8 protein-coding genes and 1 pseudogene are annotated in these 12,439 nt (G+C 49.9%); 4 read left to right on the top strand and 5 right to left on the bottom strand.

Annotated elements, in window-relative coordinates:
* Positions 1 to 36 precede the first annotated feature (36 nt).
* The 3 genes from ACKWMY_RS18945 to ACKWMY_RS18935 are packed head-to-tail and all read right to left on the bottom strand — an operon-like array spanning position 37 to position 6,379.
* The gene (locus tag ACKWMY_RS18945) at positions 37 to 2,259 is read right to left on the bottom strand and encodes a virulence factor SrfC family protein (protein ID WP_409486829.1); all 2,223 of its coding nucleotides are present in this window, start codon (positions 2,257 to 2,259) and stop codon (positions 37 to 39) included.
* A complete protein-coding gene (locus ACKWMY_RS18940) occupies positions 2,256 to 5,186 on the bottom strand; it encodes a virulence factor SrfB (protein ID WP_409486828.1) in 2,931 nt (976 codons plus the stop codon). The genes ACKWMY_RS18945 and ACKWMY_RS18940 overlap by 4 nt, the downstream gene beginning before the upstream one ends.
* Complete coding sequence (locus ACKWMY_RS18935) at positions 5,186 to 6,379, bottom strand: SrfA family protein (protein ID WP_409486827.1); 1,194 nt, start codon at positions 6,377 to 6,379, stop codon at positions 5,186 to 5,188. Before ACKWMY_RS18935 ends, ACKWMY_RS18940 begins: the two co-directional genes overlap by 1 nt.
* Positions 6,380 to 6,570: 191 nt before the next feature.
* On the opposite strand from ACKWMY_RS18935, the gene ACKWMY_RS18930 reads away from it, so the two are divergent.
* The 3 genes from ACKWMY_RS18930 (at position 6,571) to ACKWMY_RS18920 (ending at position 9,671) form a co-directional block, all read left to right on the top strand.
* Positions 6,571 to 7,542: a sensor domain-containing diguanylate cyclase gene (locus tag ACKWMY_RS18930; protein ID WP_024530290.1), complete on the top strand. Its 972-nt coding sequence runs from the start codon at positions 6,571 to 6,573 to the stop codon at positions 7,540 to 7,542.
* A gap of 364 nt (positions 7,543 to 7,906) precedes the next feature.
* On the top strand, positions 7,907 to 8,815 hold the full coding sequence (locus tag ACKWMY_RS18925) for a restriction endonuclease (RefSeq protein WP_024530289.1): 909 nt from the start codon (positions 7,907 to 7,909) through the stop codon (positions 8,813 to 8,815).
* A gap of 40 nt (positions 8,816 to 8,855) precedes the next feature.
* Entirely contained in the window at positions 8,856 to 9,671 is an 816-nt protein-coding gene (locus ACKWMY_RS18920; protein WP_409486826.1) for a hypothetical protein, read from the top strand.
* A gap of 254 nt (positions 9,672 to 9,925) precedes the next feature.
* Here the strand turns inward: ACKWMY_RS18920 and ACKWMY_RS18915 are convergent, their stop codons facing one another.
* Both ACKWMY_RS18915 and ACKWMY_RS18910 read right to left on the bottom strand, forming a co-directional pair.
* Positions 9,926 to 10,675, bottom strand: coding sequence for an ETEC_3214 domain-containing protein (locus tag ACKWMY_RS18915; RefSeq protein WP_024530287.1), 750 nt, complete (start codon positions 10,673 to 10,675; stop codon positions 9,926 to 9,928).
* A 183-nt stretch (positions 10,676 to 10,858) separates the two neighbouring features.
* A pseudogene (locus tag ACKWMY_RS18910) lies at positions 10,859 to 11,460 on the bottom strand (tyrosine-type recombinase/integrase).
* Positions 11,461 to 11,633: 173 nt separating this feature from the next.
* Here ACKWMY_RS18910 and ACKWMY_RS18905 point away from each other — a divergent pair.
* Positions 11,634 to 12,293 carry a DUF4145 domain-containing protein gene (locus ACKWMY_RS18905; RefSeq protein WP_024530286.1) on the top strand — a complete coding sequence of 220 codons (660 nt, stop codon included), beginning with the start codon at positions 11,634 to 11,636 and terminating at the stop codon, positions 12,291 to 12,293.
* Positions 12,294 to 12,439 lie beyond the last annotated feature (146 nt).

Genomic DNA, 12,439 nt, shown 5'->3' with positions numbered 1-12,439 from the left:
ATTGCCTCTCTCCCCGTTGGGAGAGAGGTTGCTGAACTAACCCATCCCCTGAATAATTTTCCCCAAACTTTCACGCTGCGCTCCACTGAGCGCTTGCGCAGCGCCGTGGCCCGCATTCTCAGCGATTAATTGATATAACCCCACCAGCCAATCGTAGATATACAGCGCCGTGTTATTGATCGGTTCGACCGGTAACGCAGTCATGCGTAGATCGGCGCTCTGGCTGGGTTTGGTAAAGATCTTATGGCCGCGGTTAATGCGGCTTTCTGGCCGTTGCGCCTGCGGACGCAGCTGGAAGCCAAGCCAGGCGACAAAATCTCCCAGCACCGTCAAGGTACAGGCGATTTGCCGCTCGACGTGATTTTCCCTGCTGTGGCCCGCGTGTCCCGGTTCGGCCAGGGCATTCCCTAGGCGTTGCCAGATATCCAGCCGGAAACTGGCGGTGATCAACTCATCGGCCAGCGTGGTCAAGGTGGCCGTTTCAACCGCCAGCAGGTCGATTAACGCACGATTATCAGTCAGATTACGCAGTTGGGTGATCCATAGCTGTTGCACCTGCAAAACCACGTTGGCGCCAGACTCCAGCGGAGATGCCGCTGTAGGTTGCTCGTCAAACAGATCTAACGCGATCGCCAAGGGATCGTCATTATGCGGGCGATCTTGCTGTTGCTGGCAAAAGAGTGGCAGCAGGGCGTTGCGGTCAGGCAACAGGTGCTCCAGCAGTTCACCATGCAGCGTGGTGCGGTCTTGTAATGCTTTTACCGTGGCCTTGGCAAGGGGCGCTTTATTCTCGGTTTCTACATTGAGCCAGCGGCCAAGCAGGTTATGCTGTAAATCTTGCTCAAGCCGACCGAAACGTTGTTGTAGCCGATTATGACGGGCTGCAACATTCACCGAAGTGAGCAGGTAGTCGGTCATTCGCCGGACTTCATCTTCATTCATCGCCAGCAGCGTTCCCCAAACCTCGCCGGGATGGCCAACGTAACGTTGTACGGCTTGGTCAAAATGGGCCGACGAACGCCGATCGTACGGGGTAAATGCCCAGATCAACTCGGGATGCCCACGGCTGCCTCCTTCCTGATGGTGTTGTACCCAATAATCCAGCGCCCGGCCGACCATGGTTGCTTCTTCACGGCAGGCCGCCGCATGGCAGACGATCAACGCTTGCATGGCCTGTTGGTCGCTATAGCGTTGTAGCAACGTGAGGCTCTTGGCCTGCTGCAGGCTCTCGTCGTCTGCCCTATAGCCAGGCAGGTCCAGATAATCGGTCTGCGCAAAGCCGCTATGGGCCGGGGGGCTTTGTAATGGGATCAGCAATTCTGCGACCAATAACCTCAGCTCTGCCACGGGCATCGTTATCACACCGTTATCGAGTTTGAGCTGAACCTTGTCATCGGTCTCTTCCAGGTTTGCTGGCGTAAGGATGCCGTAGCTGGGCTGCTGATTTTCATCCGTCAGCAGGCTGAGCGGAGCTAGCACGCTTGCTGCGCCCTCCAGTTGCTCCAGCCGGTAAGCCAAGCGACGATAACAGGCGGTTAGTGCCGGTTCTTTCCCCCACAGCGGAGCAAACAGCTGGGCTCGGTCATCAATGGACAGATAGGGAGCGATAGCCAAGGCGTTTGGCCAGTATTCGCTGTCCCAGCGCTGTTGTAACTGTGGGTCGTCGCTGCGCAAGCTATCCCAGAGGGCAACAATATCATCGGCACCGATGCCCGGCAGAGCCTGAGGTTGGCAACGTTTTGTCAACGAGGTGAGGAGTTCTTCGATCTCTGTTTTTTCTATTGTCTGTTCCGTATGACTGCTACGCGCCAGCATGCACACTAACTCCACCGCCGTGAGCAACTGAAGCTGCACTGGATAATCAGGATCTTGCTGAGGTACGGCGTGGCTAAAGCGGATCGCTACCCCTACGGCGGAATGCCCTGGGCGGATATGTGTCAGGTAATCCAGGGTTTTACCGACGAAGGTGGTCGCCAGGCAGTCTGGTTCGGCCGTGGCCAGCGAGGCGATAAGATGATTTTTTGCCGCTTGCGAACGGCCATAAAAGCCCAGCGCTCCCGGTTGAGTGGCCGCAACCGCCAGCCGTTGAAGCCGGATGCGACATCGGCGCAGGTTAAGCATTAGGGTTGGCGCTTCTAGTGCAAAACGGGGCGTCTGCAGGCGGGCATTATCCGCCCAGACCAGCGCCTGAGCGATACCTTGATTTAATAACGGCCAGCGCTGGGTAAGCGGGGAGATTGGGGGGATGGCTGACTTCATGCAAAAACGCTCCCGCTGTCGATCCAATAGTGGGTAGCCCCGGAGGCACTGTCGATCAGCGTATTCAATTTGAGTTGCAGATGTTCGGTGGGCACCGGGCTACCGTCTTCCAGTTCGGCGCTAGTGACGCTCCAGCGAGCGGGAAAGTCCGGCTGCGGAGCAATTTTAACCCGTAACAGGTTATCGCCAGCCAGGTTACGCGCCAGCTGCGGATCGATAATCGTCAGGGTAAACAGCGGGGCGGCGGGCCAGTGCTCGTTATCTAACTGACGGAATCCCAGGCATAAAGCACCGTTGAGGGCAAAGCTGACGTTGCTGTCCAAGCCGCCATCCGGGGTGTCCAGATCGAGATCGGCATAAAAAACCTGATTGGCGGGCAGGCGATTGTCCCCATCCAGGCGCCCCAGATAACGCACCGTTGAATAAGGGCGGAAATCGGCCGCTTTGAAGTAAACGCCCGGTAAGCGCAACTCCAGTGCTAACAGACACAGCATAGCACCGACCGCCGCAGTGGATTTGGGATTGTCGATCCGCCCTTGCTGGCTGAAAGGATACCAGCCGCTGGTGTGATAACCATCCAGCGAAACAATACGGTTGATCGGCACCGGCTGGAGCTGCCGGAACAGGGCCTGAATGCCGGGGAACCGGGAGGGGCGGCCAGTGAGCAGCAGCACGTCGCAGTTGTGCAGGGCGATCACCTCGGTCAACAACCGCAGATTGCGGGTAAGTGCCATGCGTGATGCCAGGAATTCGGCGTGCAAGTGGTTCAGCCGCAGGATTAGCGGCGTCTGCAAAACGTCAAACAGTTCTGCCTCTGCCGGTAAACCGCGTTGTACCGCAGCATTGATATATTTCAAGACGTTATCGGTGGGCTTTTGCGTCAACAGTTCGCCCAGCACGGCGTCTATCTCGCTGCGAGTCTGCACCGGGGTGAAGCTTTCATAGCGCTCCAGGATCGCCTGAGCGAGCGGGATGAAAAGTTGCAGTGTCACTTGTTGCTGCAGCACTGGGCTCTCTTCCTGACCAAAAAGTTCTGCCATCAGGGCTGCCGGTTCTGCCACGCAGACGCGTTTGAATTCGGCCTGTAGGGCGGGTAATAGATACAGGCGGATCACTTCCAGCAGAATGTCATCGCCCGCCACCTTGAACCCTTCACGGAATAACAGATGTGGCGTCACTTTGACGTTGTTGCCAGCCGTCTCTTCCAGACGGTACTGGGTGATTGCCAAATCGGTGGTGCCGCCGCCGATATCCACCGAGGCAATACGCAGCGTTTTCCCCGGTTCTGCGGAGTCTGGACGTGCCATGGCGCTAAAGAACGCCTCAGCCTGGCCCGCGAAGTTGACCTGGATTTCGTTATACAGATAGACCATCTGGCCACAGGTGGCCTCATCCCACTCCATCTGCACGGCGGGGACCGGCACCGAACTGGCTATGCCGCTCAAGTCTTCATCTGTCGAATGCCAACCCATACCTTGCCACACGAGCGCGATCGCTTCATGCATCCGCTGGCGGAAGATTTCACGTTCCGGTACCGGCATAGCGGAAGGCAGGGTCAGAATGATATTACGCAAACGGTGAGGTGCTGCCCCGTCCCGCAAAGACAGGCGCTGGGCCACGCTGTTGATCTGCATCAGCGCCTGGGCCAACAGCTCGCTCAGCATCAGGGCCATCAGCGAACTGCGGCTGTAGTTTGGGGTGAAAACCGGCAGGTGCTCTTCCGGTGGCAGGCTGGATAACGTCTGGCCTTGGTCATTGATCAACAGAGCCAATGGTGTCGCGATAGCAGGCGGTTCCTGCAGGCAATGCTCTGCCGTACGGTTGAAGCGCCAGCCTGGGGCGTAGCTCTCCTCATCCCACAGATAGCGCCGTGGGCTGGATAGGCCGGTAGATGCCGTATCGCCTTGCCGTTGCAGCGCCAAACGGCAGGCTTCATGGCCCACCCGAGTCAGGGAAGGCCACAGAAACGCATCGTCGCGGCCACTTTCAAACGAATAATTGGCCTTGCCAAAGTTGGCAGGGGCAAATTCCGTGCGGCTGGAAAACAGGCCTTGGTGCAGATAATGCGGTTCGCTGAGATCGCGCAGTTGCAGTTCATAGCTGTGTTTCAAGCCGTTGCGTTCCGCCGGGTGATCTTCTACCAGGATGCCGCAGGTATGAGAGTTGCCGACATCAAGTATCAAATCCACATTCACCGCGGCTTGCTGCACATCGCTGCCTAGGGTGATATTCGGCACGCTTAGTTGGCTGCCCAGCAGTTCCAGCAGGTTCAGGTAATGTGCCTGATATTCAAATTCGCGCAGCGAAGCGTTGATATTGCGTTCCGGGCGCTGCTCCAGGGCGATGGCCTGTTGGGTAAAGACCTCGCGTAGCCAGCCATCCACCCAGGTGGCATCCAGGAAATCCCCAAGATCCTGGCTATGGTGCGCCAGCGCAAAGCTCAACCCGGTGATGATGTCCTGCTGATTAGGAGCCAACTGTTGGTTTTCATGCCCTGCTGGATAGACTTGGGTATCAAATGCCAACGTGATGCGCAACGTGTGGCCTTGCCGATCCGGCTGATCCAACCGTCTGATTTGCATGCGTACCCAGTTGTCCGGCCCGCTGAGAAAACTGTTTGGCGGGTTGAAGCGCAAGAACGGCAGCGGTAACCAAACGCGATCTAGCAGCCGCAATGACTGCTCCAGAGGAAAGCTGAATTCCGGGCGCACCATTTCGGCCGGTTCGCCTGGGGCTACCGGCAGGAAATAGCGATCCTTGGCCTGATGATAGTTCAGCCGCAGCAGTGGGCCGTTGGCGGTCTGTCGGACAAATTTGCCAGGGCGCTCGGCATCCAATACCGGCGTAAGGGAGAAGTCCAGAAATTGGATCCCGCTGTTGGGTATCAGCGTAACGCGCTGCGGATATGCGATGGGGGTCGCCAACATTATTTACTCTCGCGCTTGATCGTCATAGGGAATACCGTTTCGTTGTTGCCATAGCGCCCGCTGCATTCTGCGGCTGCGCCAGCTTCACCTTGCTTACACACCAGCTCCGGCATTTGATAACGGGAACCGTCGCTGCAACGGGCCTTGGTACGGCTGTTGATCACCAGATTGCCGGATTGCATCAGACCGGCGTTGACCTCAACCCGGCAGGTGACTTTGTCACCCTGAACGATCCTGGCGGTGCCCTTGCCACGGTTAAACTGATACAGCAGGCTCGGCGGTTTGCCAGTCAGCGGATCCTTGATCGCCAAGGTGACGCGCCATTTACCGTTGAGGAAGGTGGTAGAACCGGCTTTTACCGCTTCAGCGGGTAACGTCAGCGCCAGTTTATCGACCACTGCCGGTGTGATGACCGGCGGGGGCAGCACCTCCGCATAGCCTAATGGCAACTGTAGAGCGGCGGGAGTAATAACCGGCTTGGTTTGTACCTTGGCTGGCTCCGCCATTTTTATTGCTGGCTGTGGGATTGGTTTAGGGAGTAACAGCCAGATCGCGGCGGCCAGAATGAAAGCAGCAGGCAGTAGCAACAGCCACCAGGCGTGGTGAGGCTTGTCATCCGCCAGGGGGGACAGAGGTGCGGGCTGTTGCGGTTCAGCAATGGGCTCGGCAATGGGTTCAATAATCGGTGGGGCGATGGGGGGCGCGGGGCGATCTTTCGGGCGTAGGCAATCCAAAGGCGCGTTGCGGATCTTGCCATCGGCTTTCACGCACCCCCAGAAGGTAATCACCGGTTTGCCATCTACCAGGAAAACGGCGTTCTGATCCGGGAACTGCATGGCCTTGCTAAGCAAGGTCGCAAACATTTGCAGGTTGGCTTTACCACTGTGGCGAGCGCGTAGACTGATGGCTTCTGCGCTGGTCTGGAAATGCTCCAACAGCGGCAAGGCGGCTGCCCGTGCATCGTCATCGGCCGCTTGCCAGGAGATCGCCCGCCCAGCGATTGGCGCATACCAGTCAATACGGTCGCCTTGCGCGTTGGGGATCGGGATCGCCAGGCAATTCGCTACGGCTGGCTGTTGCTGGAGGCGCAACGCCTCACGTAACTGCGACGCCAACGCATAAACAGGTTGCCCATTTTCGCCCAATGTAAGAACGTCATCTAGATTGCCACTGCGTAAAAAGGGTTTTGCCACACCGGATGCCTTGCTTTTAAGCTAAATGTCTAGTTTAAGTGGCTATAGCCTGATCAAACGTCTGAAAACAGGGGCAAAGTGGCATCTGTTTTGTGCATCGGATTGCCAGCGGTAGCGAACGATATTATCCTGCAACTTGCTGTTTTGCTTTTCCGAGAAAGACCCTGAGTTTAATTGGAGTGGATGTAGCGATGAAAACGCCAGAGATACCTGCGAATGAAGTACAGCGATTGAAGGCTCTGCGTTCCCTGCATCTGTTGGACACTCTGCCAGAAGAACGCTTCGATCGGGTGACACGCATGGCCCGCCGGTTGTTCGGTGTACCCATTGCCTTGGTGAGTCTGGTCGACGAAAACCGCCAATGGTTCAAGTCCAACTGTGGGCTGGGGGCCGCTACGGAAACGCCAAGAGATATCTCGTTGTGTGGTCACGCCATCCTGGGTAACGATATTTTGTTCATTCCCGATACGCTGCAGGACGATCGCTTTGCGGATAATCCGCTGGTCAAAGACTCACCACACATCCGTTTCTACGCCGGTTGTCCATTGAGCTACTCTGGCGATCTAAAAATGGGCACTCTGTGCCTGATTGATGACAAACCCCGGCAGTTTGATGCCGAAGATGCGGTGGCGCTACGCGATCTGGCCTCGATGGTGGAGGATGAGCTACGTGCCTTTCAGGCATCAACCTCTGACGAACTGACGCAAATATCCAATCGCCGTGGCTTTATCTCCCTGGCAGGTCATATGCTGCATCATTGTCAGATGAAAGGGGTTAAGGCCAGCCTGATATTTATCGACCTCGACAAATTCAAGTTGATTAACGACACCTACGGTCATGGGGAAGGTGACCGGGCGTTAATCTACTTTTCCGAGCTGATGAAACGGGTGTTTGGCTATTTTGACGTGATAGCCCGTTTAGGCGGTGACGAGTTTGTCGCGCTGATGGGCAGCCGAACCAAAAGCGAAGCCGAACAGGGGATTTTAGCCTTGCAACGCTACGTGGATGAACATAATGCTTCACAGATCACCCCTTACCAACTGGCGTTCTCCTATGGCATCGTCGAGTTTGATCCCTCTGCGCCCCATAGCCTGGAAACCTTGCTGGCAGAGGGAGACTCCATCATGTACCGGATCAAGAAATCCAAGTTCATGCAGGGGTAATCGGCAAGTTATTCGCCCCACCAGACTCAAGTACGGACCGGGGACATGGTGAACACATTTCTTGCGGGGCGAAAAGCCCAGACTCGGTACGTAATGAAATGGCAGATCCCCCATCTCACGGCCTCAAAAGTACTCATACCTATGTTGTGAGTGTTAACCAAGTGTTCCTGATGCTCAGCCCTGTACAACTCACAGCGTAGGGGCGCAGCATGCTGCGCCGTTTAAGTTCGCTTTAAAGGTAAACTAAACCGCTTGCCTAAAGATCTCTGAAAGAGAATGATCCGCTTTGCCTAGATACTTACAATTTCTCCTTCAAGTTGCTCCGGTGGTATCTTTACGTACAAGACCCAAATGGAGCGGCACAATGGCTGGTCAAGATAAAAGTAAGATTCCCGACTGGAAAGCTCTCGAACAACTTGTTGCCATGATACAAAGGCAACTTTCTCCCGATGCTGTAGTGCAACACAATGTGATGCTTGATGGTATCCATAGCGAAACCAAAAGACAGGTAGATGTTCTGGTGGAGCAGTCCATTGGTCAGTACAAGATGCGTATTGTCATTGATTGTAAGGACTACGCTAATCCGGTGGATATCAAAGGTGTTGAAGAATTTCACGGGTTAGTACAGGACGTATGTGCGCATCAGGGGGTTTTGGTTTGTCCCACTGGTTTTACTAAATCAGCTTTGCGACGTGCTCAGAAATTACAGATTGCGCTTTACCGGCCAGTATCTACAGGCGACCATAAATGGCGGGCGGAAGTCACTGCTCCTGTATTGTGTGATTTCAGAAATAGCTTCATGAGTTTTGGGATTAGATACTCTACACCTAAACCGCTGCTAATTCCCAATGAGTTTTATAAGTTGCAAGTCTACAGCCCCGAAAACGAGCGATTGGGTACGGCGTTAGGGATTGCTCAGGCTCGATGGGATAATGGTGCTTTACCGAGTGAACCGGGGGAGCATGAAGAGTTGCTGATATTTGAGGGGGCTAAAACTCAAATTGATAATGGATACGGTGACAAGGTAGAAGTTACTTTAACTCTTCGACTTCTTGTAAAACAAAATTTATATCTCGGCCATCTACCCATTGAAGATATAAACGGCTTACAAGATGAGCATACCGGACACATTGTTACTAATGCTTTCACATTGGGTGGGCTTAACCCTGATGAGGTTGAACGAGACTGGCAACGGGTCGAAGATATGAGCGCTATTGAATTTGAACCCCTTCTGAAAGTGGTTGGCTATAACCGTTACGGGATTGGATCCTGATTAGCAGCGGTCTTGATTCTAATAATATAGGAGCAGCTAAATGCAGAGCGAAATAATCACGCAGAAAAATGGAAAAGGTATCTTTGATCGCAAGGCTTGGTTAGCTGAGTCCAAAAAGCTGTATTTATCAGCAAAGCTTTTGAGAAGTGAAGGCGACCGAAATAAAAGCTTATTTCAGGCCGCAAGTAAGAAGAATCCCATTTCGCATGAATATATCGATATCGCATCAGCAACTGATAAAACCAGCAGGCTTATGTTGGGGTATGCTTTCGAAATGCTGTTAAAGTCTGCGATTCTTTTAATGAATCTTGGTGCGCAAAAAGACACCATAGACCTTAAGTTTCGCGATTACGGTCATAAGCTTGATAGGATGGCTATTGAGTTAGAGTTGTCATTAACCGTTGACGAATTGAAGTTATTACAAATTGCGTCACAAGATATAGTGCTTCAGGCACGATACCCGATTGGTAAAGTTGATGATGATAGGTATGTGGCTGAGTTAAATAAAAGAAATATTCAGCTAGCTGATAAAAATATTTTTGGGGATATGGTCAGCCTGTATGATAAAATAAAAAACGTAGTTGCTAAGTTTGATAATGATGCGACAAATTGTGCGGAGTTTAACGTGCTTAGAGGGAGTGATTTCATTCTCTTTATGCGAAATGGTGGTGGGCTGTCATCAAGAGCAATAGTGACCTTTTCGGCTAAATTTCCAGATGACAGCAAAAGTAAGTCATATTTAAAAGAAGTTATTGAGACACATGCTGGCAAGTTTGCTTTGTTGTATACATATCGCTGGGCTTCATTTTCATTTTTCGAAGACAAGGGTAAAAAGCTTATCCCGCTTGCAGAATAGTACTGATGAACTGTTTGTTGTAAAAACGCTGTTTCATGGGGATATCCTAACATTCATAATGAAGGCATTACTAACATCGTGGTGTATTAATCAATGGTGAGCGAGTCAATTGCCATGTATCTGGCACGAAGCAGACCTACTGAAGAGTTGCGAGGTCTGCTACGAGCGAAAAGCAGAAGACAGAACTTATCGGTTAACCTAAAGGATGGACGATAAGTTGTAGCGATTCAAAATGAAAAAATACATTACTAACACTAGTCTTTATCTGGAATATCTCTCGCGTCATAGTAGTCAATCCCAATTCCATAATACAACTCATGACCATCGGGGCCTCCGTGTATATCGCCTACAGCAAAGGTGTTCGGAGCATTATTACTTCTGAAGACTTCAAGATGTTTCTTATCAGGAGGTGACTCATTGTTATTATAAAAATCTGGGAGGGGCTGTAACTCAAAGTAATCAGCGCCAGCAGGATTGTAAGCAAGGTAAAAATTCCTATAATTACCTGGATTCCCTAAGTAATGCCCTTCTTCATATTGATAGAACTTCGAGGAATAACTAGATTGTAAATAATTAATGTCGTCACCGAAATCTTTAAATTTAGCGCCAAGTACTCCTCCTAGATATGGTATCTTAGGATGAAAATCTTTGTCTTTGCTAGTTACGGAATATAGTATTACCGTATTGTTATTATCATAAACAACTTGCAGATAGAATTTTTTGAAGGAGTAAATATATTCATTCACCTTACCATTTTCCGAATGTTCTTCTTTCACCGGCACACCAAAAACCGACTCAATATATTTTATTGATGATCCTGTATAAATCACATTGAGATTATCTTCCGCTTGCCTTTGGAAAAATTTATTTGTGATGTTTTGATATAAATCAAACACTCCATTTAAAAGCCCAAACCCTGCGGAAAAATATCCAATAATAATGAACGCACCACTAATTAAAAAAGCAGTCAATGATTTTTTTAGTGTTTTCTTGTTTGATGACATAATGTTTTTTCTCATTTGTCTGGTATTGTATTTGGGATTGATTACAATTTAAAACCATAAAAATAAAATCGGTTATTGTCAATAAAAAAGGAGTAATGTTATAAGAAAACATGGTGTTAGTTTTTCTACAATCAAATATACTTCCGCTACTGGCACAGGGCTGCAGTTGCAGCCCTGACAATCCTAGACTTCGATAGACTCAGAGATCTCCAACGCATCATCGACTTCAATGCCCAAATAACGAACCGTGCTTTCCAGTTTCTTATGACCAAGCAGGAGTTGGATCACACGAAGACTCTTGGTTTTCTTATATATCAGGTAATGTTTTGTTCTTCTCATGGAATGTGTGCTGTACAGCGAATCGTCGAGGCCAAGCTTTGCTATCCATCCATGAAAAATACGGCTGTATTGTCGGGTTGAGATATGTTGGCAAGAACCGCCCCGTGATTGGAATAAGTAGTCTTTACTGTACAAATTGTCCAGCTTAATCAATGCTGCAACTGCTTCTCTTGTCCCTTTGGTTACTCAAACTGGACAGGGCTACCGGTCTTTTGTTGTAATACAGTTACTCTGCTTGAAACAGAACCGCTATATGCAACATCCGATACTTTAAGCTTAACCTGATCGCAGCCCCGAAGCTTACTATCCAAAGCCATGTTGAACAGAGCCAAATCGCGCGTTTTACCTTTCAGCTCAAGTCTGATGCGGATCCCCCAGACTTGGGATATCTGAAGCGGCTTTTTTGGGCCGATGATACGATTTTTGTTCCACGGTGACGTGTTCATAATCAAACCTCCTGAGGTGTGGGAGATTTGATTATGGCGTCCCTCAAGAGCGATTAGCGGAAGTTAATGTTACTGTACCAAACACCGTGAGGTTATCTAAAATGATTCTACAGAGTCTGGTATACTTGTATCGATTATGCACAATAATGGATAGTGGCTAAAAGGAAAATCTAATGACAAATAAAGTTCAGCAACGATTTGATGACTTAAAAGAACTCTCCGATAGAGTCAGTAGCAGTAGTCATACGGAACACTCTCAGTTTACTGGAAGTGATACCTATGTTGATTCAGAACTATTACTTCAATGGTTAACAAAAACTGAAAATTTAATTGTTAATGTTTGTGGAGAAAACTCGACTTATTTTAAAACGTTTGCAGAGGCCAAAATAGTAAGTAGTTATGAAACGAATCAAAATATTTTTGACAGGCTTAAAGCTATCTTCATAGCTATAAAGGAAGATTATGAGAGTGGTTACCTAATATCATATAAATCTCTGATCCAAGCTGAGTTATTTGATAGTGAGTTGGAGCAAGCTAAAGGGCTACTCACCTCTGGATACACAACTGCATCAGCGGTTATAGCAGGAACTATATTAGAAACAAGCCTTAGAGAACTTTGTGAAAGAAACTCCATTCCAAATGGGAAAATGGATAAGATGAACGCTGATTTAGCTAAGCATGGCGTATATAACTCAATACAGCAGAAAGTTATCACTGCTATGGCTGGAATTCGAAATAGTGCTGCTCATGGTAAAAATGATGATTTTACCAAAGAAGATGTAACAAATATGATTAGTAATATTGAGTCTTTTCTAATTAAGCATCTTAACTAGAATTATTCAAAAAATCATATAATGACGTTAGCTTTAATAGGCTGTTTTTGTTGGTTATTTTCTCGGAAGTCTTTTTCAACTTTGAATTTGCTAACAGAATAATATTTGGATTTTCAGACTTGGATTCTATCAACCAATACATCATA

The sequence above is a fragment of the Serratia sp. J2 genome (assembly GCF_046269175.1).
GTDB lineage: Bacteria > Pseudomonadota > Gammaproteobacteria > Enterobacterales > Enterobacteriaceae > Chania > Chania fonticola_C.
The sequence above is the reverse complement of the archived record's forward strand: the minus strand, read 5'-3'. Positions and strand labels throughout refer to the sequence as shown.